Source organism: Klebsiella indica, assembly GCF_005860775.1.
In the GTDB taxonomy this organism is placed as follows: Bacteria; Pseudomonadota; Gammaproteobacteria; order Enterobacterales; family Enterobacteriaceae; genus Klebsiella; species Klebsiella indica.
This window is the reverse complement of sequence record NZ_VCHQ01000036.1, coordinates 1-25,561: the sequence shown is the minus strand read 5'-3', so window position 1 is coordinate 25,561 and position 25,561 is coordinate 1. Positions and strand designations below refer to the sequence as shown.

Sequence of the window (25,561 nt, the reverse complement as noted above, 5' to 3'; positions counted from 1 at the left end):
ACAAAGGTAAAAAAAACCACGCCCGGCAAAACCGGGCGTGGTCATTAGCATGTATTGAAAAATTAACGGCCTGCAATAGGCGGTACAAACACGACGCCCATATCCCACGGCTGTTCAATCCAGGTATCTTGTGGAATATCAACAATATAATCATCAACCAGAGGACGACCCGCCGGTTTTGCAAAGATGGTAACAAAATGCGCTTTAGGGTACATTTCACGGATGGCCACAGCGGTGCCTCCGGTATCGACCAGGTCATCAATAACGATGAAGCCTTCTCCGTCGCCTTCTGCACGTTTCAGTACTTTCAGTTCACGCTGGTTATCATGGTCATAGCTTGAAATGCAAACGGTATCAACATGACGAATACCCAGCTCACGCGCCAACAGGGCTCCCGGTACCAGACCTCCACGGCTAACGGCAATAATGCCTTTCCACTGTTCAACCGGCAGCAGACGGGTTGCCAGTTTGCGGGCGTGAATCTGCAACATGTCCCAGGTGACGACGTATTTTTCGCTCATGTGAAGTGTCCCAGCCTGTGTAATACGGCTTAAATAATGTTCGATGGGGAAATGGTTGCGCGAGATTATAGAGATCTGACGCGCTAAAAACCAGCGTTAAGCGGATACGGCAACGCTTTTTACGTGGTTTACGCTACCAGAGTACACGGAAAGTGGTATTCTCAACCGCATCGCGCAAGCCTGAGCTTGTAGTGTATTTAATTGCTAACCCCCGATCTGCAAATGACTTTTGCAGATGATTGTAAGGAGACTTACTCGTGTCTGAACTGTCTCAATTATCCCCACAACCGTTATGGGATATTTTTGCCAAAATATGCTCCATTCCCCACCCTTCCTACCACGAAGAACAGCTTGCTGAGCACATTATGGGCTGGGCAAAAGAAAAAGGCATACACGCGGAACGCGACAAGGTTGGCAACATACTACTTCGTAAAGGCGCCACTGCCGGTATGGAAAACCGCAAGCCGGTCGTACTGCAGGCGCACCTTGATATGGTGCCGCAAAAAAATAACGATACTGTTCATGACTTTACTAAAGACCCGATTCAACCCTATATCGACGGTGAATGGGTCAAAGCACGCGGCACCACGCTCGGCGCGGATAACGGTATCGGCATGGCGTCCGCGCTGGCGGTACTGGCTGACGACAACGTGGCTCACGGTCCGCTGGAAGTGCTGCTGACCATGACGGAAGAAGCCGGTATGGATGGTGCGTTTGGTCTGCAGGCTAACTGGTTGCAGGCGGATATTCTGATTAATACCGACTCCGAAGAAGAAGGTGAAATCTACATGGGCTGTGCGGGAGGGATCGATTTCACCTCCGATCTGCCGCTGACCCGCGAGGCCATTCCGGCCGGTTTCCAGAGCGTTAAGCTGACGCTAAAAGGCCTGAAGGGTGGCCACTCAGGCGGTGAAATTCATCTCGGTTTAGGTAATGCCAACAAACTGCTGGCACGCTTCCTGGCAGATCATGCTGCGGATCTGGATCTGCGTCTGGTCGATTTCAACGGTGGTACGCTGCGTAACGCGATCCCACGTGAAGCCTTTGCCAGCCTGGCTGTAGCCGCGGATAAAACAGAGGCCCTGAAAGCACGGGTCAATGATTATCAGCAGGTCCTGAAAAACGAACTGGCGGCCAAAGAGAAAAATCTGCTGGTGCTGCTGGAACCGGTCGCTAACGACCAGGCTGCGCTGACGACACAATCCCGCGATAGCTTTGTCCGCCTTCTTAATGCGACGCCGAACGGCGTCATCCGTAACTCTGACGTGGCAAAAGGCGTGGTAGAAACCTCTCTGAACGTCGGCGTCGTCACGATGACCAGCGACAACGTACAGATTCATTGCCTGATTCGTTCGTTGATCGATAGCGGTAAAGATTATGTCGTGAGCATGCTGGATTCTCTGGGCAAGCTGGCTGGGGCGAAAACCGAAGCCAAAGGCGCCTATCCGGGCTGGCAACCGGATGCCAACTCTCCGGTAATGCATCTGGTGCGTGAAACCTATCAGCGTCTGTTCAACAAGACGCCGAACATCCAGATAATCCACGCAGGCCTGGAATGCGGCTTGTTCAAAAAACCGTATCCGGAGATGGATATGGTGTCTATCGGCCCAACCATTACCGGCCCTCACTCCCCGGACGAACAGGTTCATATCGAAAGCGTTGGTCAGTACTGGACGCTGCTGACAGAACTGCTGAAAGCCATTCCGGCTAAGTAAGCGATAATCCGGCGGTTACACGCCGCCGGATCTCTTCCGCGCGAATCTACCGTTCCCGTCCCACATTTTTTCCATACGAAAGTGGGTAATCCATTCACCGCGTGGAAAAATATCGCGCACAGCACCGGGAAATCCTCTTCTGTGTAAAGCCTGATGGTTGGCATCATTACAGTCCCAGCACCAGTTGTCTCTCAAGCTGCGGATCAAGTAACGTCACGTGCAGCCCCACCAGCCTGACTCCTCTCCCTCCCCGCCGCTCATGCCAGGTTTTATAGGCGGTAGCGATCAAATCATCTTTATTTAACCGGGGCCAGACATGTTCCTGCGTGGTGAGCTGGAAATCGTTAAATTTTAGTTTGATCCCTTGACGAGCGATCAGCAAATCGGGTTTTACCTTCGCCAGACGTCGTTCCAGTTCCGGATAGAGACTCTCAATAATCGACTGGCACAGATCCCACTGATGGATATCCTCCGCCAGAGTACGTTCCACACCAATCGATTTACGCTGCCGCTCGCTGCTGATTTCTCGTTCATCGATCCCATGGCTGCGCTCCCATAATATCCGACCGAATTTACCAAAACGCTTAAGCAACATCGCCAGATCGCTCTTCTGCACATCTTCGCAGGTTCGTAACCCCATGCTTTCCAGCTTCGCTGCTGAAACTCTACCAACACCCGGGATCTTCGATAACGGCAATGTTTTGACAAATTCTGCGACCTGATGTGGTGCGATGACAAACTGACCGTTGGGTTTGTTCAGATCCGAGGCGATTTTGGCAAGAAATTTTACTGGTGCAACCCCGGCGGAAGCGGTCAAATTTAACTCGCGCTGAATTGTCTCACGGATCTCCTGCGCCATCCGTGTCGCGGATCCCTGGCAATGAACGCTGTCGCTAACATCAAGATAGGCTTCGTCCAGCGATAACGGTTCAATTAACGAGGTATAGCGGGAAAAAATCTCCCGGATATGATTCGATGCCTCTTTGTAAGCGTCAAAACGGCCGGGCAGCAAGGTCAAATGCGGGCAAAGCTTGAGGGCGGTGGCGGTCGGCATGGCGCTGCGCACGCCGTATTTACGCGCCGGATAGTTGGCCGTACTGATGACGCCGCGCTGCACCCGGCTACCGCCAATAGCAACAGGAATATCGCGCAGGGTCGGGTTGTCACGCATTTCAACCGCCGCGAAGAAACAGTCCATATCAACATGGATGATTTTGCGCATAGTTAACCCTCACTCACAACTGTATAAGTATACAGCATAAATCAGGTCATTGAGAAGGGAGGCATTGTAAGAGGCGAGGGATATCATGGGGTGAATAACCCGGCGTCGCTATGACTGACCGGGTTAAGGGAACGGAAGAGACTAGAGAATGCGCTTTTGCTGACGCTGCGACTCAAGAGCAATGCGTTTTTTACGCGCATCACAGGGCTCAGGGCAGTCGCAGACTTTTTCCATCCCCAGCGAGGCGATCCCGCCACAGCTCCCCTGAATGCTCTTGCGCTTGATCAGGTATCCCAGCGACATTCCCAGAATAACCAGCGCAAAAATAACAAAGGTCGCCACAAAAATCGTCAGCATCATCAGCCTCCAAAATCGTCCAGCATGATGTTTTCATCCTCAACGCCCAGATCTTTGAGCATTTTAATCACCGCGGCGTTCATAACCGGTGGGCCACACATATAAAATTCACAGTCTTCCGGCGCCGGATGATCGCGAAGGTAATTTTCATACAGGACGTTATGGATAAAACCGGTATACCCGGTCCAGTTATCTTCCTCCAGCGGATCGGAGAGTGCCACATGGAAGGTAAAATTTGGATTATCCCGCGCCAGCTGTTCAAATTCTTCGCCGTAGAACATCTCGCGCAGGGAGCGCGCACCATACCAGAAACTAATTTTACGCGTGCTGCGCAGTCGTTTGAGCTGATCAAAAATATGTGAGCGCATTGGTGCCATCCCTGCCCCACCGCCGATAAACACCATCTCTGCATTGGTCTCTTTGGCAAAAAATTCGCCAAACGGCCCGGAAATCGTAACTTTATCGCCAGCTTTCAGTGACCAGATATAGGAAGACATAATACCCGGCGGTGCGTCCGGCACTTGCGGCGGCGGCGTCGCAATACGCACGTTGAGCATAATGATGCCTTTCTCTTGCGGATAGTTGGCCATCGAATAGGCGCGCAACGTGGGTTCTTTCACCTCGGAAACGTAGCGGAAAAGATTAAACTTTTCCCAGTCATCCCGGTATTCGTTCGGGATATCAAAATCGGCATACGCCACCTTATGTGACGGACACTCAATCTGAATATAGCCGCCTGCGCGGAATGGCACCTCATCACCGTCCGGTACACGCAGCTTCAGCTCTTTGATAAAAGTGGCTTTGTTATCGTTGGAGATTACCTCGCACTGCCACTTTTTAACCCCAAAAATCTCTTCCGGCAGCTCGATTTTCATATTTTGCTTTACCGCGACCTGGCAAGCCAGGCGGCAACCTTCTCTCGCCTCACGTTTGGAGATATGAGAGAGTTCGGTTGGCAGTATATCGCCGCCGCCTTCTTTCACCATCACCCGACACTGACCGCATGAACCGCCGCCACCGCAGGCTGATGAGACGAAAATACCGTTGCTGGAGAGCGTATTCAGGAGCTTATCCCCCGCAGGAGTACGAATCTGCTTATCCGCTTCGTTGTTGATTTCAATGACCACATCGCCCGCATTCACCAGCTTTGCACGCGCAGCAAGTATCAGCCCCGATAGCACCAGGACGATCAGCGTGAACATCACTACGCCAAGAATAATTTCCATACTTTCCGCCCTTATAGCTGCACACCGGAAAATGACATAAAGCCCAGCGCCATCAGACCCGTGGTAATAAAGGTGATCCCTAACCCACGCAAACCAGCAGGCACGTTCGCGTACTTCATTTTTTCACGGATGCCCGCCATCGCCACAATCGCCAGCATCCAGCCAATGCCTGAGCCGAAGCCGTAAACGATGGATTCAGTGAAGTTATAGTCACGCTGGACCATGAAAGAAACGCCGCCAAAAATCGCACAGTTAACGGCAATTAACGGTAAGAAGATCCCCAACGCGTTATAGAGCGCCGGGAAATACTTATCGAGGATCATCTCCAGGATCTGTACCAGCGCCGCAATAACACCAATAAAAGTGATAAAGTTAAGGAAACTTAAGTCGACGCCTTCCACCAGTGCGCCGTCGCGCAGCACCAGGTTATACACCAGATTATTAATCGGTACCGACAATCCAAGCACCACGGTAACCGTCAGCCCAAGGCCAAACGCGGTCGAGACCTTTTTCGATACCGCAAGAAACGTACACATTCCCAGAAAGAAGGCCAGAGCCATGTTTTCCACAAACACAGCGCGGACAAACAGGCTAATGTAATGAGCCATAATCGGTTACTCCTTTTCCTGCTGCTCAGGCTTCCAGCTGCGCACGGCCCAGATCAACAAACCGATAATGAAGAACGCGCTCGGCGCCAAAAGAAACAGGCCATTTGGCTGATACCAGCCGCCGTTCTGCACCGTCTCCATAACCGTTATTCCAAACAGCTTGCCAGTACCAATAAGTTCACGCAGGAAACCGACAATCATCAGAATCGCGCCATACCCCAGGCCATTGCCAATACCGTCCAGAAAGCTCGCTAACGGCGGTGACTTCATGGCATAGGCTTCCGCTCGCCCCATCACAATACAGTTAGTGATAATAAGCCCGACAAATACAGACAGTTGTTTGGAGATCTCATAAGCAAAAGCGCGCAGCAACTGGTCAACCACAATGACCAGCGAGGCGATAATCGCCATCTGCACAATAATGCGCACACTATTCGGTATGTGATGACGGATCATCGAGATAAACATGCTGGAAAATGCCGTAACCAGCGTCACCGCGACAGTCATAACGAAAGCAGTTTCCAGTTTGGTGGTCACCGCCAGCGCAGAACAAACGCCAAGAACCTGCAGCGTGATAGGGTTATTCGCGAGAAGCGGCCCCACCAGCACACGCTTCATTTCTTTCGTATCGACCAAATCAGCCATTATTCAGCTCCCCCTCGCGCACTTTATGCAGGAATGGCCCAAAGCCCAGTTCCCCCATCCAGAAATCAAAACTATGCTGTACACCATTCGAGGTGAGTGTTGCGCCTGACAACCCATCAACCGCGTGTATATCGCCAGGGCGCGCCCCGCCTTTTACGATTCTCAGCGCAGGCATACCTTTATCATTGAGTACCTGCTTACCAACAAACTGCTGACGCCAGTTCGGGTTTTCTATTTCTCCCCCCAAACCTGGGGTTTCGCCATGATCGTACCAGGTAACCCCTTTGAGCGTACGTCCATCTGTTTCCAGTGCCACGAAGGCATACATTACCGACCACAGACCGTTACCGTAAATCGGCAGCACTATTTCCTGGATCCGCTGCTTTTCATCGCGCACCAGATAAATTTCGACAATATTACTGCGGCGTTTGATGCCGGCAGGATCCTGGCTGGCCGCCAGTTGGATGCTCTGCTGTGGATCTTTCAGCGCCAGGGACTGATTGAACTTGCCCGGATCTTTATCCAGCAATTCACCGGTGGATAAATCGACTAATCGCGGAGAAATTCGGGCGTTAAAGACGTCAGCGATGTTATCTTCATCCATCCCCGGCGTCATCAGACCAGCAACCGACAGAATATTTCGCTGTTTATCCAGAGCGCGCTGTTCTTGCTGGCGCGATTTCAACCCCACGGCAGAACCGGCAACCACGATGGAGCAGACCAGGCAAAGCACCAGCACCACCAGCAGCGTTTTGCCGATGCTATCGTTACTTTTATGCTCAGCCACGCAACTTCCTCCGCTTAATATTGGCCCGCACCACCAGGTAATCGAATAGCGGCGCAAAGAGGTTGGCGAAAAGGATCGCCAGCATCATCCCTTCCGGATAAGCCGGATTGACCACCCGAATCAGTACGCACATCACGCCAATCAGCAGGCCATAGCTCCATTTACCTTTATCCGTAAACGACGCCGATACCGGATCTGTCGCCATAAACATCATGCCGAAAGCAAAACCGCCGAGCACCAGATGCCAGTACCACGGCATAGCAAACAGCGGATTGGTATCAGAACCAATGAAATTAAACAGCGTCGCGGTAGCAACCATACCGATCAGGACCCCGGCGACAATGCGCCAGGAGGCCACGCGACCAAAGATAATGATTGCACCGCCAATCAGAATCATCAGCGTCGAAACTTCGCCAATCGAGCCCGGTATATTCCCCAGAAAGGCGTCCATCCAGCTCACCGGCTGACCGGTAGCAGCGTTAACCAGCGATTCACCACCGCCACTCGCCCACTGAGATAGCGGTGTCGCGCCGGAAAAGCCATCAGCAGCGGTCCACACCAGATCGCCGGAAATCTGTGCCGGATAAGCGAAGAACAAAAACGCACGTCCCGCAAGAGCAGGGTTAAGGAAATTACGTCCGGTTCCCCCAAAGATTTCCTTTGCAATGACAACCCCAAATGAAATTCCAAGTGCGGCCTGCCAGAGCGGCAACGATGGCGGAACAATCAGAGCAAACAGAATTGAGGTAACAAAAAAGCCTTCATTGACTTCGTGTTTACGCACGATAGCGAAGAGAACTTCCCAGAATCCGCCGACAACAAACACGGTGATGTAGATAGGCAGGAAGAATATCGCTCCCAGCGCCATCATACTGAGCCAACCGGCATCAGCGGTGAAGCTAACCCCCAGCCACTGCGCAATGCTGTAGTGCCAGTTCCCGGCGATAACCTGCGGTAGTTGTTCGGCGCCATATAGCTTATACAGCGCCGGAATGGTCTGCTGGCCAACGTTATACATTCCCCAGAACATCGCCGGGAACACCGCGAACCAGACCAGAATCATCATCCGCTTCAAATCGATGGCATCTCTGACATGCGCCGCACCGCGCGTCACCTGCCCCGGAGTGTAAAACAACGTCGCCGTCGCTTCGAACAGCGGGTAGTATTTCTCCAGCTTGCCACCCGGCATAAAGTGCGGCTCAAGTTTTTCGAACAGTTTCTTTAAGCCCATCCTTATCCTTCCTGCTCAATTCGGGTTAACACACTGCGCAATACCGGGCCATATTCATACTTGCCGGGGCAGACATAGGTGCAAAGCGCCAGGTCTTCTTCATCCAGCTCCAGACAACCCAGCGCTTGAGCGCTATCGGTATCGCCTGCCAGCAAATCACGCAGCAACATTGTTGGCAGGATATCCAGCGGCATCACGCGCTCATAGTTGCCAATTGGCACCATCGCGCGCTCTCCACCGTGAGTATTGGTCGAGAAGTTGAACAGTTTATGCCTGAGGAAATGGCCAAAGGTGGTGCGGGTGATGGAGAATTTATCTTTCCCCGGCATCACCCAGCCGAACAGCTCCTTCTCACGCCCCTCTTTCACCACGCTGACCTGTAAATGAAAGCGCCCAAGAAAAGCATGAGGCCCACACGCGTGAGTTCCGCTAAGGACTGAACCGGAAATGACGCGGTTTTCATCATTCAGCAATTCATCTGCCAGTAGTTCATCAAGGCAGGCGCCTAAGCAGGTTCGCACCAGACGAGGTTCTTTGACCTGTGGGCCGCCGAGAGAGATGATGCGTTCGCTGTACAATTCCCCTTCGAGGAATAATTTCCCAATGGCGATAACATCCTGATAGTTGAGATGCCAGACCTGTTTTTTCAGGCTGACAGGCTCGATAAAATGGATATGCGTCCCCACCAGTCCGGCCGGATGCGGCCCGGCAAACTGGTTGAATGCCACTTGCCCGCTGGGATGCCCGCCAAGCTTGCCGCCGCTGGCCTGACACACATGGACTTTACCGTCAGTCAGCCGCGTCAGCAGAGTCAGACCGGCATCAAAAGCCTCACGCTGCAGCAATATGATTGGCTGAGGTTCGGCCGCCAGTGGGTTCGTATCCATCGCGTTAACGAAAATAGCCGCCGGCACGCTGCCCGGTACGGGGGTTTTACTGAAAGGACGGGTACGGAACGCCGTCCACTGTCCGGACTCCAGCAGTTGTCTCTGCACGCTCTCACGGGTTAATCCAGCAAGTTCGGCTAAGTCAAAACGGGGGAAATGGACGGCATCATCGCCATTTACTTCGATAACCACCGATTGCAGAACCCGCCGCTCGCCGCGATGTATAGCGCTGACGATACCGCTGGCGGGGGCAGTAAAGCGCACCCCAGGTGCCTTTTTATCTTCAAACAGGAGTTGCCCTTTCTGGACCCGATCGCCCTCTTGCACAGCCATAGAGGGACGCATGCCGACATACTCTTCCCCTAACAGAGCAACATGTCTGGCAGCGCTCTTCGAAAAAATTTGCTGTGATGGCATGCCAGCTATGGGCAAATTCAGCCCTTTCGTGATTTTAATCATATCGTTAGCAGGTATCCCGTAACCTAAACTCCGACATCGTGCCAGAGCCAACATCAGTGATGGAAAATAAGAGAAAAAAGAACACCATAGTCCAGGTGATTCATATGACGGGAGAGAAGCATCCCTTCTTACCCTGATGGTTTAGCGGGTCAAGTGTAACATTTTATGAGCGAAGCCTGTAGACAAACTGCCATTAAGTCATTCTAAAATGCGAGCTATTACGCAAAGTTCAGGCTGTGTTTTACCGTGAAATGGGCTGTAACGAAAAACTAAAATGTAAACGTAGCATATCGTGCTTGCGAAAAACTGCCGTGATGCTAATGTGAGCGTTCTAACTCCAGAAAACTCTGATTTCGGGTCTCTTTTGCCGTCCTGGCAATGTGGTTGTTTGTTTTATCAAGGAACAAGTAGTATGCGCAAAATCGCATTTTTTATTGCGATGCTCCTGTTGCCATGCGTGTCATTCGCAGGGCTACTCAGCAGTAATAGCTCGACAACGCCGATGAGCAAAGAATATAAGCAGCAATTAATGGGCTCACCGGTCTACATTGAGATCTTTAAAGAAGAGCGCACGCTCGATCTTTACGTCAAAATGGGCGAAACCTGGCAGCTTCTTGATAGCTACCGAATCTGTAACTACTCCGGCGGTCTTGGTCCCAAACAGCGTCAGGGCGATTTTAAGAGCCCCGAAGGGTTCTATACCGTTACCCGCAGCCAGCTAAAACCTGACAGCCGTTTCTATAAAGCTATCAATATCGGCTTCCCAAACGCTTACGACCGCGCACATGGTTATGAAGGTAAATACCTGATGATCCACGGAGCTTGCGTATCCGTCGGCTGTTATGCCATGACGGATGCCAGCATTGATGAGATTTTCCAGTTCGTCACCGGCGCGTTAGTCTTCGGCCAGCCCAGCGTTCAGGTGAGCATATATCCTTTCCGCATGACCGATGCCAACATGGCGCGTCACAAGTACTCCTATTTTGCCGATTTCTGGAAACAGCTGAAACCCGGGTATGACTACTTCCAGCAGACGCATAAGCCGCCTGTGGTTTCCGTCGTCAATGGCCGCTACGTGGTGAGCAAACCGCTCAGCCACGACGTTGTTCAGCCGCAACTTGCCTCAAACTACACGCTCTCCGAGGCGAAATAACGCCCATTCGCCCGGCATAATTTTATGCCAGGTTTCATTGCCGGTGAGCGGCTGAGTAGCGATAACGGAGACCACATCATTCGGCGTGGTCTCGCGTTGAAAGTCAATTTCTACATCCTGATCCAGCAATGTCGCTACGCCGAATGGTGCCCGTCGCGTAATCCAGTACAAATTAGTTGAGCAAAACGCCATAATGTAGCGGCCATCGGATAGCAGCATATTAAATACGCCTTTCTCACGCAGCTCGCCCGCCAGGGTGGCAATAAACCTGAAAACCTCAACCCTATCATCCGGCATTTTTGGATAACGCTCGGTTATGCTGTGCAACAACCAGCAAAAGGCTTTTTCGCTGTCAGTCTCACCAATCGGATGCAGATTTCCCGTCTCCAGGGACTCATAGCCTGTCAGTTGACCGTTATGCGCATAAGTCCAGTTGCGCCCCCACAGTTCGCGGGTAAAGGGATGGGTATTTTCAAGCGCAACGACACCGCGGTTAGCCTGGCGAATATGGGCGATGACCGAGCAAGACTTGATAGGATACTCCTGCACCAGCTTCGCAATCGGCGACTGAAAGCTAGGCTGCGGATCTTTAAATGTGCGACAACCTTTACCTTCATAGAAGGTAATGCCCCAGCCATCTTTATGCGGTCCGGTTCCGCCACCACGCTGAACCAGTCCAGTAAAACTAAAGCAAATATCTGTTGGCACATTCGCGCTCATCCCGAGCAATTCGCACATACATCACCTCATACAACACAACTGAAACAGAAAAGGCGTTATTGGTGCAGTCAGTCTGAACACCGACCAGCGCGCAAAAACCGGGCGAACTTAATATACCGGAGGATTTGACTCGCTACGCTCGCCTTCTCCGGGCCACCGCAAGCGGCCCCCAAAATGCGGCAACGCTTTGGGAGGCCCGCTGGCGTACAAAATGGCTAACAAGATAGCCTTTTACGCCTTAACCATCTCTTTTTCGATTAGCATAATCAGGATATGAATCACTTTAATATGGATTTCCTGAATGCGATCGGCGTAGCCAAAATGCGGTACGCGTATTTCAACATCGGCAGTTCCCGCCATTTTACCGCCATCCTTACCGGTCAGAGTAATTACTTTCATCCCCTGAGCACGGGCAGCTTCAATCGCTTTAATAACGTTACCGGAGTTACCGGAAGTGGAAATCCCCAGTAACACGTCGCCCATACGGCCAACCGATTCGACATAGCGAGAGAAAACATATTCATAACCAAAATCATTGCTCACACAAGAGAGATGGCTTACATCTGAAATCGCAATGGCCGGATAGCCCGGGCGATTTTCCCGATAGCGCCCGGTCAGTTCTTCCGCAAAATGCATCGCATCGCAGTGCGAACCGCCGTTCCCGCAGGAAAGCACTTTACCGCCAGCCTTAAAGCTATCCGCCAGCAGCACCGCTGCACGCTGAATCGCATGAATATTAGCTTCATCCTGCAGAAAATTAGCCAGCGTTTCGGCGGCTTCGTTCAGTTCGTTACGAATAAGATCCTGGTACATGAGGATAATCCTTCAGTATTTGTGGGATAACCCAGGCAGTTTACCGGATAGCCGTCGCAGCGAGAAGCAGCAGACACTCTGATCCCTTGTCCCTTTGATTTTATGTGCCGCTTTTACATACAACAATGTGAGCACCGTTGTAATTATTTTGTAAACACATTGCTAAATCAAATGACATCCACTACAACCATATCATTACAAGTGGTCAGACCTCCTACAAGACAGGGAGCCTTTTCTATGATGATTTTGAGTATTGTTGCAACCGTTGTTTTACTCGGCGCGCTCTTCTATCACCGAATCACTCTGCTGCTCAGTAGTACAATTTTGCTTGTCTGGACCGCTGCACTCAGCGTCGCCGGGTTATGGAATATCTGGCTGTTGATCCCACTGGCCATCATTCTGTTGCCGTTCAACCTGGCACCAATGCGCAAGTCGATGATTTCAGCCCCGGCTTTCCGCGCTTTCCGCAAAGTCATGCCACCCATGTCGCGTACAGAGAAAGAAGCCATCGATGCCGGAACCACATGGTGGGAGGGCGACCTGTTTCGTGGTAACCCCGACTGGCAAAAGTTGCACAATTATCCGCAACCGCGCCTGACCGCCGAAGAACAGGCCTTTATTGATGGTCCTGTAGAAGAAGCCTGCCGGATGGCGAATGATTTCGCCATTACCCATGAAATGGCCGATCTGCCGCCGGAACTTTGGGCTTATCTGAAAAAGCATCGTTTCTTCGCGATGATCATAAAAAAAGAGTACGGCGGCCTGGCGTTTTCCGCTTATGCCCAGGCTCGCGTGCTGCAAAAACTGTCGGGCGTCTCAGGGATTCTGGCGATTACCGTTGGTGTGCCTAATTCATTAGGCCCCGGAGAGCTGCTGCAACATTACGGTACTGAAGAACAGAAGAATCACTATTTGCCTCGTCTGGCAAGCGGTCAGGAAATTCCGTGTTTCGCGCTAACCAGTCCGGAAGCAGGCTCCGATGCAGGGGCCATTCCGGATACCGGCGTGGTTTGCATGGGCGAATGGCACGGCGAACAGGTGCTGGGTATGCGCCTGACCTGGAACAAACGCTACATCACGCTGGCGCCAATCGCCACGGTACTGGGGCTGGCGTTTAAACTCTCCGATCCCGATCATCTGCTGGGGGAGGAAGAAGAGCCTGGTATCACCTGCGCCCTGATCCCGACAACCACGCCGGGCGTTGAAATCGGACGCCGCCATTTCCCGCTGAACGTTCCGTTCCAGAATGGGCCGACCCAGGGGAAAGATATTTTCGTTCCCATCGACTACATTATTGGCGGCCCGTCGATGGCCGGCCAGGGGTGGCGGATGCTGGTGGAATGCTTATCCGTGGGCCGTGGCATCACTTTGCCGTCAAACGCCACGGGCGGCCTGAAATCCGTCGCCATGGCTACCGGCGCCTACGCGCATATTCGCCGCCAGTTCAAAATCTCTATCGGAAAAATGGAAGGGATTGAGGAACCGCTGGCGAGAATCGCTGGTAACGCCTACGTGATGGATGCCGCGGCTTCGCTGATTACCAGCGGTATTATGCTTGGCGAAAAACCGGCGGTGCTTTCGGCGATTGTGAAGTATCACTGCACTCACCGCGGTCAGCGTTCGATTATTGACGCAATGGATATTACCGGCGGTAAAGGCATTATGCTCGGCACCAGTAATTTCCTGGCGCGCGCCTACCAGGGCGCACCGATAGCAATCACCGTAGAAGGGGCGAATATACTTACGCGCAGCATGATGATCTTCGGCCAGGGGGCCATCCGTTGTCATCCTTATGTATTGGATGAAATGGCAGCTGCGCAGAATAACGATCTTAACGCTTTCGATAAGCTGCTGTTTAAACATATCGGCCACGTGGGCAGTAACAAAGTGCGCAGTTTCTGGCTGGGCCTGACCCGCGGTCTCACCAGCAGTTCGCCGACCCGAGATGTCACCCGTCGCTACTACCAGCATATGAATCGCCTGAGCGCCAACCTGGCTCTGTTGTCAGATGTCTCAATGGCTGTACTGGGCGGTAGCCTGAAGCGTCGAGAGCGAATTTCCGCCCGTCTCGGCGATGTGCTGAGCCAGCTCTACATGGCCTCTGCGACCCTGAAACGTTATGACGATGAAGGGCGTAATGAAGCCGATTTGCCACTGGTTCACTGGGGCGTGCAGGATGCGCTGTATCAGGCTGAGCAGGCGATTGACGATCTGCTGGTCAATTTCCCAAATCGGCTGGTGGCCGGTGTGCTTCGCGTGGCTATCTTCCCTACAGGCCGTCATTATCAGGCGCCATCAGACAAGCTGGATCACAAAGTGGCGAAAATACTGCAAGTTCCGAGCGCGACCCGTTCGCGTATCGGCCGTGGTCAGTATCTGACGCCGAGCGAGCATAACCCAGTCGGCCTGCTGGAAGAGGCGTTGCTCGATGTTATCGCAGCGGAGCCGATCCATCAGCGCATCTGCAAAGAGTCAGGCAAAAATCTGTCGTTTACTCGTCTTGATGATCTGGCCCATAACGCGCTGGCAAAAGGATTCATCAATCAGGACGAAGCGGATATTCTGCTGCGTGCCGAAAGAAGTCGTCTGCGCAGTATTAACGTTGACGATTTTGCGCCAGATGCGCTGGCGACACGTCCGGTAAAGCCAGCAGAGAAAGTACGCGAAATTGAGGCCGCTTAGAAAGCAGAACATAACAACATCACGACCGAGGCGGGCATTCCCCGCCTCTTTTTTGCTGGCGAACGGCCATAATACATTTCCAGACTTATCATTTTTTTTGCAAAATATTCCGCGAGCTATCCACCGGCTGATATGGTGTTAAAGTCATTATTATTCATCTCATCATACTGGAGTTCACCACTGTGCCCGGACTGAAAATCACTCTTTTACAACAACCACTGGTATGGATGGATGGTCCCGCCAATCTGCGCCATTTCGATCGTCAACTGGAGGGGATTACCGGGCGTGATGTCATTGTTTTACCTGAAATGTTCACGACGGGTTTCGCCATGGAGGCGGCCGGGCGCTCGTTATCGCAAGAGGAAGTGGTTGCCTGGATGGAAGCAAAAGCCACGGAGGCTAATGCGTTGATTGCCGGCAGTGCGGCGCTGCAAACAGAACGCGGGGCTGTTAACCGATTTTTGTTGGTTGAACCTGATGGTAAAACCTATTTCTATGATAAACGGCATCTGTTCCGCATGGCGGATGAACATCATCATTACGAGGCCGGTAACCAGCGGGTGATTTTTGAATGGCGCGGCTGGAGAATCCTGCCGCTGGTATGTTACGACCTGCGCTTTCCCGTGTGGTCGCGCAACCGTAATGACTACGATTTAGCACTTTATGTGGCTAACTGGCCTGCCCCACGCTCGATACACTGGCAATCGCTACTGCTTGCCAGAGCAATCGAAAATCAGGCCTATGTTGCGGGCTGCAATCGCGTCGGTACCGACGGCAACGGCCATCATTACCGTGGCGATAGTCGGATCATTACCCCGCAAGGGGAAATTATTGCTACCGCAGAACCGCATCAGGCGACCCGTCTTGATGCGGAGCTATCGTTAACCGCGCTTAATGAGTATCGTGAAAAGTTCCCGGCCTGGCAGGATGCCGATCCTTTCAGGCTGGAATAACCCAATAGCCAAAGGGAGAGCGGAACACTTTGAGATGGCTGATAAAGAGGGAAAACCACGCCTTTCCCCCTCTTTGTTTTTTTGTCTATCGCAAATAGCCAGTGCTCAGAAAAATACAGCGTTAACAATCAATAACGTGACAGAACCGACAGCCCACAGAATGGTGGTAGTGATGCTCCATACCCGAATTTGCTCCTGCACTTCAGTTACGCCAAGTGAACGGTTTACCACCCAGAAGTAAGCATCATTAAAGTAAGAAAACATAAATGATCCTACTGTACATCCAAGACCAGCGATCACGGGATCGACACCAAGTGTACCGATCATCGGCGCAGTAATGCTGGCTGCGGTGATCATTGCCACTGCGCCCCCTGCCACACTCCTGCCTGGCTCTCCGCTATTCCGGTTTCGCGACAAAAAGTAGCCGCCAGGATTAACACTATCGGCACCAACAATGGCGCGAATGAAACCGTTACCCTTGGCAGTTTCTCATCTTCCTGCATGTCGATCGCTTCCGGTAGCAAGCGCTCCCTTAAAAAGCCTTCGTCATCAGCCATCGGCACGATATAAATGCGTTTGCCCAACCATGTGGTATACAGAAAACCACAGAGAGTTACCGGGATCGCCACCAGCATGCTCCAGAGCATGAAAGTGCCGATCGGCATATCAAACGGCGAGGCTACCCTCGCCGTTATCCTGATGCAAATCCGAAAATTCAACAAAGAGGATTTTGCCTTTTATCATCCGGGCGGCTCACTGGGAAAACGCCTGTTGACCTACGTCAGGGACGTGATGAAATCCGCGAAAGATTGCTGTGCCGTTCAGCCGACGACCACTATTCTCGATGTTTTATTCGCCATGACATCCAGCAAAACTGGTGCGGCTTCTGTCATCAACAAACAGCAGAAATTAATCGGCATCGTCACCGACGGAGATATTCGTCGTTATGTGATGTATAACAATTTACATTTGACCGATCCGATCAGCGAGGTGATGACTCACTCCCCGGAATGGGTATTTGAAAATGAACTGGTTGAAGTCGCTTTGCGGAAAATGCAGCAAAAGCGCCCCTCTTCGGTCACCGCCTTACCTGTTGTCGACCGGGAAAGAAAAGTATGTGGGATGCTTAATATTTCAGACCTGATGAATCAGGGTTTTTTATAACAAAGCCGCGTTCGTCCTGTTGGTGCTGCCTGCGATTATCACAGCAGGCTTTGAGATAGGGGAAATCAGCAATCCGAACAACGATTCAGGACGAAAAAAACCGCACAATATAAATTGTGCGGTTCTTAAATCAGAATGTTTGAAACACTCTGATGAAATGTGGCGGAACGGACGGGACTCGAACCCGCGACCCCCTGCGTGACAGGCAGGTATTCTAACCGACTGAACTACCGCTCCACATACTGTCCCCTTGGGAACGAGGCGAATATTACGGATTCCCCTCTACGGCGTCAACGCTTTTTCTTCATTTTATAATTGCTTGCTGCAAAAATCGCCCGCCAGACTATTTTTAATACATTTAACAACGCGTCAGGCCCGCCACAGGCAGTTGCCGCCTTTCTTTTGTACCAAATCGAGCCGTGATTCATGATTAACCAGCTCTTCATCGGAGGCATAAATCACGCGAAGTTTACTGGCAGCACGAACAAGACGCTGTATCCCCATTTCTCCGGCCTGCTGCTGCTCTTCTCCTTCCATTGAAAAAGCCATGGTGGTCTGACCGCCGGTCATCATCAGATAGACATCGGCCAGGATCTGGGCATCGAGCAATGCGCCGTGCAGCGTTCGTTTACTGTTATCTATTTCATATCGCGAGCACAGCGCATCAAGACTGTTACGCTTGCCGGGAAACATTTTTCGCGCCAGGGCGAGGCTATCGGTAACTTTGCAAAACGTATCCGTTTTCGGAATTCCGCGGTTCAGTTTAGCGAACTCATAGTCCATAAAGCCGATATCGAACGATGCGTTATGGATGACCAGCTCCGCACCGCGAATGTAATCGAGGAATTCATCGACAACATCAGCAAACACGGGCTTATCCATAAGAAATTCGTCCGCAATACCGTGGACGCCAAACGCTTCAGGATCCACCAGTCGATCCGGCTTTAAATAGACATGGAAGTTATTCCCGGTCAGGCGACGGTTGATTACCTCCACTGCGCCGATCTCGATTATCTTGTGCCCCTCATAGTGCACACCAATCTGATTCATACCGGTGGTTTCAGTATCGAGAACAATCTGTCGAGTAATTGCAGTGCTCATAGCGGTCATTTATGTCAGACTTACCGTTTTACGTATCGATTTCAATTACAGGAAGTCTACCAGAGATGCTTAAACAGGTAGAAATTTTCACCGATGGTTCTTGCCTGGGAAATCCAGGCCCCGGCGGCTACGGTGCAATTTTACGCTATCGGGGGAAGGAAAAAACCTTCAGCGAAGGTTTTTTCCTTACAACAAATAACCGCATGGAGATGATGGCGGCCATCGTCGCCCTGGAAGCGCTGAAAGAGCAGTGTGAAGTCATTCTCAGCACCGACAGCCAGTATGTAAGACAGGGGATTACTCAATGGATCCACAACTGGAAAAAACGTGGCTGGAAAACTGCGGACAAAAAGCCAGTCAAAAATGTCGATCTCTGGCAACGCCTGGATACCGCCCTGGGGCAACACAAAATAAAATGGGAATGGGTCAAAGGCCATGCCGGACACCCTGAAAACGAGCGCTGCGACGAACTGGCGCGCGCAGCAGCAGCAGCACCTACTCAGGATGATACCGGATATCAGACACAGACAGAGGGTTAATTCTGCCTCTTGCGCCACTGTCGTGTGGCGCCCACCACCTGGCGTATCCGGTTTTTCGCTTTGCTTGATTTCATGGGATTCAGCGTCAAGGGGATCGTGCGCTTACGCGCGATAATCAATTGCAAACATCCCAACGCAGGGAGATGCGTACTAAGCAATTTTCCCCCATAACGAGACCACGGCAGAACCTGATGACGACCATAGTGTAAAACCTCAAAATTAAGTAACGCCAGCCAGTCCATCTGGCGCATTAGCGTAAACATGCGACTGTTATACGGACACTTATTGCGTAATACAGGTGCCAGCTTGCGCAACCCCATCAGACTCACAGGGTTAAAACTGGTTAAAATTATCCAGCCATCATCAATTAACACTCTGTCAGCTTCTCTCAGCAGACGATGCGGATCATTACACCATGGTAAAGTGTGCGCCAGCAGGCAGGCATCAACGGATTTCTCCGCAAAGGGGAGATGGAGAGGATCCGCCATTACCTGCATCGGATTGCCCTGTAAAGAGACATTGACCTGATGAGAAATAGCGCAAGACTCAGTATTGATTTCCGCGCTCAGATTGCCAATCTTAAGTAAATGAAAGCCATATAATTTAGCCAGCCACGGTTTCATCTGCCGTTCCAGCGATTCGCGATAATATTCGCCCCACGGCATGCTGGACCAATGTTCAGGCGCTGTAACTGTATGAGGTATCCTTGCCGGCTTCATCGCAACCTTCCGCTACGCTTTAAGAGGTAATTTATGAATCTTATCAGTATTCCCGCATTGCAGGACAACTACATCTGGGTTCTTAGTGAGGATAGCGGACGCTGTCTGATCGTCGACCCAGGTGAAGCCGCTCCCGTACTGGCAGCAATCGAACAACATCACTGGCAACCGGAAGCTATTTTCTTAACGCATCACCACCACGACCATGTGGGCGGCGTAAAACAACTCTGTGAAGCGTTCCCGGCGATCACGGTTTATGGGCCAGCGGAAACCCAGAATAAGGGAACGACCCATGTCGTGGCTGACGGAGAAAGCATTTCCGTTTTGGGGCACGAATTTTCAATTTTTGCCACTCCAGGTCACACTTTAGGACACATCTGCTTCTTCACAAAACCTTATCTATTTTGTGGCGATACCCTGTTTTCCGGCGGCTGCGGCAGATTATTTGAAGGGACAGCAGAGCAGATGTATCAATCATTTAAGAAGATTAATGCGCTTCCTGAGGAAACGCTAATATGTTGCGCACATGAGTATACTTTAGCAAATATGAAGTTTGCATTAAGCATCCTGCCCCATGATAGAGATATAAATGATTACTATCGCAAAGTTAAGGAGTTACGCGCAAAAAAACAAAAAACGCTCCCCGTAACGCTGAAAAACGAGCGCCGTATAAATTTATTTTTACGCACAGATGATCATGATTTGATTCAAGAAATATCCAAAGAAACAAATTTGCAACACTCTGCAAAAAGATTTGCCTGGTTAAGGTCAAAGAAAGACGACTTCTGATATTTAATTCTTGTCTTCAGTCGACTTCACCGTTATCCTTGCTCGTCTTTTAAGCAACTATTGACACACACATGAAGGCACGAGCGATTTTACTCGCCTCTGTCCTGCTGGTGGGGTGCCAGGCATCTAAACATGATGGCACGGTACAACAGCGCGCACAGAGCCTTTCTGCAGCGAGTCAAGGGGATGCAGGCAAGTTCACAAGTCATGCGCGCTGGTTAGATGATGGAACCTTCTACGCGCAAGACCAGGATCTGTGGACGGCCATAGGCGACGAGCTAAAGATGGGAATTCCGGAAAATGCCCGGATTCGCGAACAAAAACAGAAATACTTAAGAAACAAGAGCTATCTCCACGATGTAACTTTACGGGCAGAGCCGTATATGTACTGGATAGCCGGGCAAGTTAAGAAACGTAACATGCCTATGGAGCTGGTATTACTACCCATAGTGGAGAGCGCTTTTAACCCATATGCGACATCTGGCGCTAATGCTGCCGGCATCTGGCAGATCATTCCGAGTACCGGGCGCAATTATGGTTTGAAACAGACTCACAATTATGATGCCCGTCGTGACGTCGTTGCCTCGACAACGGCAGCGTTAAACATGATGCAACGTCTGAACAAAATGTTCGACGGAGACTGGTTGTTAACCATCGCAGCCTATAACAGCGGCGAAGGCCGGGTAATGAAGGCTATCAAAGCGAACAAATCTCGTGGCAAGCCCACTGATTTCTGGTCGCTCTCATTACCACGGGAAACCAGAATATATGTTCCGAAAATGCTGGCACTGAGCGATATTCTCAAGAACAGCAAGCGTTATGGTGTGAAGCTGCCCACGGCAGATGAAAGTCGTGCACTGGCGCGCGTGCGCCTCGACACGCCGGTTGAGATTACACAGCTAGCCGATATGGCAGGAATGCCAGTAAGTAAGCTGAAGCGCTTCAATGCGGGCGTCAAAGGGCCAACACTTGGCGCGAATGGGCCAAAATACGTGCTGGTGCCGCAGAAACATGCAGCACAGTTGCGTGAGTCTCTGGCCTCCGACGATATTGCCGCTGTGCAGCCGACTCAGCTTGCGGATAACAGCGCGTTGATCAGCCGTAGCTACCGGGTGCGTTCTGGCGACACGATTTCCGGTATCGCATCGCGCCTCGGTGTATCGACGAAAGATCTGCAGCAATGGAATGGCATTCGCGGTTCAAACATCAGAGTGGGTCAGAATCTGGTGATTGGCGCAGGTACCAGTGCAGAGCGACTGGCAAGCAACAACAACGGCAGCATTACCTATCGCGTGCGTAAAGGTGATTCGCTGTCGAGTATTGCCCGGCGCCACGGCGTAAACATCCGTGATGTGATGCGCTGGAATAGCGATACTGACAACCTGAAGCCGGGCGATCAGTTGACGCTATTTGTGAAAAACAGCGACAGCCCAGAATCCTGATGATTCAGTAAACACAAAAAAGGCACCCACCCGGTGCCTTTTGTTTTTCTCTGCTTCAGAGAGCCTTGTGAGCCTCAAACATAATCGTATCGCTGGTAAACGAACCATCCTGCTGCAACGCAAAGTAAGCTTTAACCTCCGCCGATGCGCTCTCCTGATATAAGCGAATGGCTTCCACCAGCGCCGCAGGCGTTCGCATCCGTGCCACCCATGAACTGAACGCCAGCGGCAAACGGTCGGTCAGCAGATGATTAATCGCCAGTCCCGCCTCGTTCGCCATTGCCAGCCATTCACCGCTGGAATAGTTACGGACATGGGAAGTATCGCGCAGCGCCTCGACGGTCTGTAACCAGACATCGCGAACCGGATGCCCGGGGGACATAACATCCATAATAATCAGCACACCGCCTGGTTTCAGTACCCGCTTCACTTCACGTAATGCCTGTCCAACATCATGCCAGTGATGTGCAGAATAGCGGCTAATCACCACATCAAAGCTGCTGTCAGCAAAAGGCAAAGACTCGGCATACCCCTGCTGAGTCACAATATTAGCCAGACCTTTATCCCCGGCGGCCTGAACCACAACGTCCAGCATCTGTCTGGATAAATCATACGCCGTCACCTGCGCAACCTTCCCTGCCGCAGCAAAACTGGCATGTCCAGCGCCGCATCCCATATCCAGCACCTGTGCCTGCGGGAAGTCAGCCAGCCTTTCGGCCAGGCGTTGCAGATCGCGCCCGGATGCGTGTACGGCGCTGGTCAGATAAGCGCTGGCCTGTGAACCAAACTGTTTTTCGACGTTGTCATGATGAGAGCGTGTTGTCATTGCATTTCCTTCGGCTATTTGAGTAATAAAGGCAGCACCAGGCTTACGCCGGCCTGCCCCGTGGCAGGCCTGACATACCTTAATTAATCAGGCTTGCCGGGACTAAATTCGACGAGTAGCGGGTTGTGATCGGAAGCACGCGTCACCAGGACGGAAGCATCGTGTACGCTTAATCCCCGGTAGAACACGAAATCGAGCGGACGGCCAAAAGTGCGGCGGCGCTGATCGTCAGAGAAGCGGACCTCACGCAGCGACATTTCACGCGCAAAGCGATATAAGGCGTTCATTCGCGGACGGCTCCAGGCATTAAAATCGCCCGCCATAATCACCGGCCCACTGTGATGGGCAATCTGGTCGCCAATCGGCAACAGTTGCTTACTGTAAACATCAACACCAATACTGAAGTTAACCGCATGAATATTCACTACCATCAACAGACGAGAATCCGGCAACGGATAAACGGTAACTAACGCCGATTTCGCCAGCCGAAGTATCGGCTCCCGTTCACGTAATGGGCAGCAATACACAGGGTGCGCAGAGGCTAACGTCATCACGCCAGAAGGGTGTTGAGGCAATACCAGCGCCGGAACCTGATCAGCGGCCAGATAATTAGAGGTGGCGAATTTTACTAATTCAGGCGTGGTTTGCGCTTCCTGTAACAGCACCAGATGCGCATCTTTGCCAAAATTATTAAGCACCGATTTCCACTCAGCGCGCTGCTGTTTGAAGATGTTCCATACCAGCACGCGGATTTTTTCATCCGAACTTAACGGCTCTCCGGCAGGAAAAACCGGCATCATGCCTGCAAACGCCCCCGGAGGTAAAATCCTCTCCGCTGGCTGTCCGGCAACAAAGCGCATGGCATAGGTATTCTTTCGCAATTTAGGCATCAAACCTCGATAACAGGAAACCAGCCTGACTGCGACTGGTTCTTCTGTTATAGGGATTTTTGTATACACTTTCAATGCAATTCACCAGAAACCTTGAATCTTCCACGTAAAAGCGCATAGCTCCCGACCAGGGCTTATTAAACGACACCTTTCATCCTTCCCGACACACAACACCCTAACGTTTTCGCCAAATTATATTCAGGGCGGAAGTATGGACAGTCGCCACCGAGGGATAGTGCTCCACATTGTCAGGATTCAGGTGACACCAGGTATGAAGAGGTGTTTAAATAACAAAACTAGTCAAAATAACCGTGTCGTTTTGCCACAAGAGCAATAATGAGAGCTACCTCAGAAGAAATCGCTATCTTTGTCGCCGTGGTAGAGAATGGCAGCTTTAGCCGCGCAGCGGCACAGTTAGGACAAGCCAATTCCGCAATCAGTCGGGCGGTGAAAAAGCTGGAAGCAAAACTCGGCGTAAGCTTGCTTAACCGCACTACACGCCAGCTAAGGCTGACTGAAGAGGGAGAGCGCTATTTCCGACGAATGCAGGTTGTACTTCAGGAGATGACCGCCGCCGAAAATGAGCTTCTGGAGAGTCGGACGACACCGGGAGGATTGTTACGCGTTGATGCGGCTACGCCAGTGATATTGCATTTCCTGATGCCATTGATAAAGCCCTTCCGTGAACGCTACCCGCAGATCAGCCTTACGCTCGTCTCATCCGAAACCTTCATCAATTTGATTGAACGAAAAGTTGATGTCGCCATTCGCGCCGGTACGCTGACTGATTCCAGCCTGCGCGCCAGGCTATTGTTTAATAGCTACCGAAAAATTATCGCGTCTCCGGACTATCTTGCACGTTACGGAACACCACAAAGAGTCGCTGAACTAAAAAATCACCAGTGTCTGGGTTTTAGTGAACCTGTTTCATTAAATACCTGGCCGATCTCCTGTTGCGATGGTCAGTTACTGGAGATCAAAAGCGAGATATCGTCGAATAGCGGAGAAACAATCAAGCAGTTGTGTTTGGCCGGTAATGGTATCGCCTGCCTGTCCGATTATATGGTAGATAAAGAAATTGCCGGAGGTGAGTTTGTTGAGCTACTGGCCGACAAACGACTGCCGATTGAAATGCCGTTTAATGCTGTTTACTACAGCGACAAAGCCGTAAGCACGCGAATAAGGGCATTTATCGATTTTCTCAGTGAACATGCGAAACAACTCCCTAAAGCGCTATAAAAGGGTTTTAGCGTACAGGGAACGCATGATGCGAGTTTCCGGTTTAATCAAGCAATCGTTACCCGCCAGCACGGCACTCAAGTTGCTATCATCGAGTGACAAAATCCAGGTATTAATATGATCGCTAAATGGTATGCAAAAAGCAAAAAAGCCCTGAACAAACGTTCAGGGCTTTTAATAAGTGGCGGAACGGACGGGACTCGAACCCGCGACCCCCTGCGTGACAGGCAGGTATTCTAACCGACTGAACTACCGCTCCACCGAATACTTCTGCAACCACCGGTTTTATGCCCCGGTGTGACTGCTTAATTTGATGCCTGGCAGTTCCCTACTCTCGCATGGGGAGACCCCACACTACCATCGGCGCTACGGCGTTTCACTTCTGAGTTCGGCATGGGGTCAGGTGGGACCACCGCGCTACGGCCGCCAGGCAAATTCTTGTGCTCTGTCCTGTGTCTTTCGCACTGATATTGCGTTGGCTGCTCTCGTAAAGTCAGTCACATACCTCAGTATGCTCCTTCCTTTCCTTCGTTTGCCGCCTTGTCTCAGCGCAAAATCCTTCGGACTCTGAATCTAAGCTGAAAATCGTCTCTCAGTCCGCCAAAACATCTTCGGCGTTGTAAGGTTAAGCCTCACGGTTCATTAGTACCGGTTAGCTCAACGCATCGCTGCGCTTACACACCCGGCCTATCAACGTCATCGTCTTTAACGTTCCTTCAGGAGACTCTAAGTCTCAGGGAGAACTCATCTCGGGGCAAGTTTCGTGCTTAGATGCTTTCAGCACTTATCTCTTCCGCATTTAGCTACCGGGCAGTGCCATTGGCATGACAACCCGAACACCAGTGATGCGTCCACTCCGGTCCTCTCGTACTA

Annotated in this window: 26 protein-coding genes, 2 tRNA genes and 2 rRNA genes; 9 read left to right on the top strand and 21 right to left on the bottom strand. The window is 51.4% G+C overall.

Annotation, left to right across the window (positions count from 1 at the left end):
• Positions 1–62: 62 nt before the first annotated feature.
• Positions 63–521, bottom strand: coding sequence for a xanthine phosphoribosyltransferase (gene gpt / locus FE839_RS22690; protein ID WP_138363017.1), 459 nt, complete (start codon positions 519–521; stop codon positions 63–65).
• A gap of 257 nt (positions 522–778) precedes the next feature.
• Between gpt and pepD the strand changes: the two genes are divergently transcribed.
• Positions 779–2,236, top strand: coding sequence for a cytosol nonspecific dipeptidase (gene pepD, locus FE839_RS22685; protein WP_138363016.1), 1,458 nt, complete (start codon positions 779–781; stop codon positions 2,234–2,236).
• Positions 2,237–2,402: 166 nt separating this feature from the next.
• Here the strand turns inward: pepD and dinB are convergent, their stop codons facing one another.
• The 8 genes from dinB to FE839_RS22645 all read right to left on the bottom strand — a co-directional run bounded on the left by dinB (position 2,403) and on the right by FE839_RS22645 (position 9,658).
• Positions 2,403–3,458 (bottom strand): DNA polymerase IV, encoded by a 1,056-nt coding sequence (gene dinB, locus FE839_RS22680; RefSeq protein WP_138363015.1) that lies wholly within the window; start codon positions 3,456–3,458, stop codon positions 2,403–2,405.
• A gap of 141 nt (positions 3,459–3,599) precedes the next feature.
• The gene (gene nqrM / locus FE839_RS22675) at positions 3,600–3,815 is read right to left on the bottom strand and encodes a (Na+)-NQR maturation NqrM (protein WP_171034948.1); all 216 of its coding nucleotides are present in this window, start codon (positions 3,813–3,815) and stop codon (positions 3,600–3,602) included.
• Positions 3,816–3,817: 2 nt separating this feature from the next.
• Positions 3,818–5,041 carry an NADH:ubiquinone reductase (Na(+)-transporting) subunit F gene (gene nqrF / locus FE839_RS22670; protein WP_138363013.1) on the bottom strand — a complete coding sequence of 408 codons (1,224 nt, stop codon included), beginning with the start codon at positions 5,039–5,041 and terminating at the stop codon, positions 3,818–3,820.
• 11 nt (positions 5,042–5,052) lie between these two features.
• Positions 5,053–5,649: an NADH:ubiquinone reductase (Na(+)-transporting) subunit E gene (nqrE, locus tag FE839_RS22665; RefSeq protein WP_138363012.1), complete on the bottom strand. Its 597-nt coding sequence runs from the start codon at positions 5,647–5,649 to the stop codon at positions 5,053–5,055.
• Positions 5,650–5,655: 6 nt separating this feature from the next.
• On the bottom strand, positions 5,656–6,294 hold the full coding sequence (locus tag FE839_RS22660; protein ID WP_138363011.1) for an NADH:ubiquinone reductase (Na(+)-transporting) subunit D: 639 nt from the start codon (positions 6,292–6,294) through the stop codon (positions 5,656–5,658).
• Complete coding sequence (locus FE839_RS22655; RefSeq protein ID WP_138363010.1) at positions 6,287–7,081, bottom strand: Na(+)-translocating NADH-quinone reductase subunit C; 795 nt, start codon at positions 7,079–7,081, stop codon at positions 6,287–6,289. The genes FE839_RS22660 and FE839_RS22655 overlap by 8 nt, the downstream gene beginning before the upstream one ends.
• Positions 7,074–8,312 carry an NADH:ubiquinone reductase (Na(+)-transporting) subunit B gene (locus FE839_RS22650; protein ID WP_138363009.1) on the bottom strand — a complete coding sequence of 413 codons (1,239 nt, stop codon included), beginning with the start codon at positions 8,310–8,312 and terminating at the stop codon, positions 7,074–7,076. Before FE839_RS22650 ends, FE839_RS22655 begins: the two co-directional genes overlap by 8 nt.
• A gap of 2 nt (positions 8,313–8,314) precedes the next feature.
• Positions 8,315–9,658 carry a Na(+)-translocating NADH-quinone reductase subunit A gene (locus tag FE839_RS22645; protein WP_138363008.1) on the bottom strand — a complete coding sequence of 448 codons (1,344 nt, stop codon included), beginning with the start codon at positions 9,656–9,658 and terminating at the stop codon, positions 8,315–8,317.
• Between the two features lie 412 nt (positions 9,659–10,070).
• Here FE839_RS22645 and dpaA point away from each other — a divergent pair, with 412 nt between their 5' ends.
• Positions 10,071–10,811: a peptidoglycan meso-diaminopimelic acid protein amidase gene (gene dpaA, locus FE839_RS22640; protein WP_138363007.1), complete on the top strand. Its 741-nt coding sequence runs from the start codon at positions 10,071–10,073 to the stop codon at positions 10,809–10,811.
• Here the strand turns inward: dpaA and FE839_RS22635 are convergent.
• Positions 10,782–11,549 (bottom strand): class II glutamine amidotransferase, encoded by a 768-nt coding sequence (locus FE839_RS22635; RefSeq protein ID WP_138363006.1) that lies wholly within the window; start codon positions 11,547–11,549, stop codon positions 10,782–10,784. The two genes, dpaA and FE839_RS22635, sit on opposite strands and share 30 nt — an antisense overlap.
• Positions 11,550–11,762: 213 nt before the next feature.
• Positions 11,763–12,344: a D-sedoheptulose 7-phosphate isomerase gene (lpcA, locus tag FE839_RS22630; protein WP_138363005.1), complete on the bottom strand. Its 582-nt coding sequence runs from the start codon at positions 12,342–12,344 to the stop codon at positions 11,763–11,765.
• A gap of 237 nt (positions 12,345–12,581) precedes the next feature.
• Between lpcA and fadE the strand changes: the two genes are divergently transcribed.
• Both fadE and FE839_RS22620 read left to right on the top strand, forming a co-directional pair.
• Positions 12,582–15,026: an acyl-CoA dehydrogenase FadE gene (gene fadE / locus FE839_RS22625; protein WP_138363004.1), complete on the top strand. Its 2,445-nt coding sequence runs from the start codon at positions 12,582–12,584 to the stop codon at positions 15,024–15,026.
• A gap of 182 nt (positions 15,027–15,208) precedes the next feature.
• The gene (locus FE839_RS22620; protein ID WP_138363003.1) at positions 15,209–15,979 is read left to right on the top strand and encodes an amidohydrolase; all 771 of its coding nucleotides are present in this window, start codon (positions 15,209–15,211) and stop codon (positions 15,977–15,979) included.
• Between the two features lie 105 nt (positions 15,980–16,084).
• Here FE839_RS22620 and FE839_RS24965 read toward each other — a convergent pair whose 3' ends face one another.
• Both FE839_RS24965 and FE839_RS24960 read right to left on the bottom strand, forming a co-directional pair.
• Positions 16,085–16,336, bottom strand: coding sequence for a GntP family permease (locus tag FE839_RS24965; protein WP_241675669.1), 252 nt, complete (start codon positions 16,334–16,336; stop codon positions 16,085–16,087).
• Complete coding sequence (locus tag FE839_RS24960) at positions 16,333–16,626, bottom strand: GntP family permease (protein ID WP_241675666.1); 294 nt, start codon at positions 16,624–16,626, stop codon at positions 16,333–16,335. The genes FE839_RS24965 and FE839_RS24960 overlap by 4 nt, the downstream gene beginning before the upstream one ends.
• Here FE839_RS24960 and FE839_RS22610 point away from each other — a divergent pair.
• Positions 16,613–17,143 (top strand): CBS domain-containing protein, encoded by a 531-nt coding sequence (locus FE839_RS22610; RefSeq protein WP_241675665.1) that lies wholly within the window; start codon positions 16,613–16,615, stop codon positions 17,141–17,143. The two genes, FE839_RS24960 and FE839_RS22610, sit on opposite strands and share 14 nt — an antisense overlap.
• 160 nt (positions 17,144–17,303) lie before the next feature.
• On the opposite strand, the gene FE839_RS22605 is transcribed toward FE839_RS22610, so the two are convergent.
• Together FE839_RS22605 and dnaQ are read right to left on the bottom strand one after the other, a co-directional pair.
• Positions 17,304–17,380: transfer RNA gene (locus tag FE839_RS22605), tRNA-Asp, on the bottom strand.
• A 132-nt stretch (positions 17,381–17,512) separates the two neighbouring features.
• Entirely contained in the window at positions 17,513–18,244 is a 732-nt protein-coding gene (gene dnaQ, locus FE839_RS22600; protein WP_206665984.1) for a DNA polymerase III subunit epsilon, read from the bottom strand.
• A gap of 65 nt (positions 18,245–18,309) precedes the next feature.
• Here dnaQ and rnhA point away from each other — a divergent pair, with 65 nt between their 5' ends.
• Positions 18,310–18,783, top strand: coding sequence for a ribonuclease HI (rnhA, locus tag FE839_RS22595; RefSeq protein WP_138363000.1), 474 nt, complete (start codon positions 18,310–18,312; stop codon positions 18,781–18,783).
• Here rnhA and FE839_RS22590 read toward each other — a convergent pair.
• On the bottom strand, positions 18,780–19,502 hold the full coding sequence (locus FE839_RS22590) for a class I SAM-dependent methyltransferase (RefSeq protein ID WP_138362999.1): 723 nt from the start codon (positions 19,500–19,502) through the stop codon (positions 18,780–18,782). The genes rnhA and FE839_RS22590 overlap by 4 nt on opposite strands.
• Positions 19,503–19,535: 33 nt before the next feature.
• Between FE839_RS22590 and gloB the strand changes: the two genes are divergently transcribed.
• Positions 19,536–20,291: a hydroxyacylglutathione hydrolase gene (gene gloB / locus FE839_RS22585; RefSeq protein WP_138362998.1), complete on the top strand. Its 756-nt coding sequence runs from the start codon at positions 19,536–19,538 to the stop codon at positions 20,289–20,291.
• A gap of 71 nt (positions 20,292–20,362) precedes the next feature.
• Positions 20,363–21,733: a murein transglycosylase D gene (gene mltD / locus FE839_RS22580; RefSeq protein ID WP_138362997.1), complete on the top strand. Its 1,371-nt coding sequence runs from the start codon at positions 20,363–20,365 to the stop codon at positions 21,731–21,733.
• A gap of 55 nt (positions 21,734–21,788) precedes the next feature.
• Here the strand turns inward: mltD and FE839_RS22575 are convergent, their stop codons facing one another.
• Positions 21,789–22,559, bottom strand: a complete 771-nt coding sequence (locus tag FE839_RS22575) for a class I SAM-dependent methyltransferase (protein ID WP_138362996.1) — start codon at positions 22,557–22,559, stop codon at positions 21,789–21,791.
• 83 nt (positions 22,560–22,642) lie between these two features.
• Positions 22,643–23,440, bottom strand: a complete 798-nt coding sequence (locus FE839_RS22570) for an endonuclease/exonuclease/phosphatase family protein (protein ID WP_138363030.1) — start codon at positions 23,438–23,440, stop codon at positions 22,643–22,645.
• Positions 23,441–23,785: 345 nt separating this feature from the next.
• Here FE839_RS22570 and yafC point away from each other — a divergent pair, with 345 nt between their 5' ends.
• Positions 23,786–24,688 (top strand): DNA-binding transcriptional regulator YafC, encoded by a 903-nt coding sequence (yafC, locus tag FE839_RS22565; protein WP_138362995.1) that lies wholly within the window; start codon positions 23,786–23,788, stop codon positions 24,686–24,688.
• 182 nt (positions 24,689–24,870) lie between these two features.
• Here yafC and FE839_RS22560 read toward each other — a convergent pair.
• The 3 genes from FE839_RS22560 to FE839_RS22550 form a co-directional block, all read right to left on the bottom strand.
• Positions 24,871–24,947 (bottom strand) — tRNA-Asp (locus FE839_RS22560).
• Positions 24,948–25,003: 56 nt separating this feature from the next.
• A 5S ribosomal RNA gene (rrf, locus tag FE839_RS22555) occupies positions 25,004–25,119 on the bottom strand.
• A gap of 190 nt (positions 25,120–25,309) precedes the next feature.
• A 23S ribosomal RNA gene (locus FE839_RS22550) occupies positions 25,310–25,561 on the bottom strand; the annotation flags it as partial.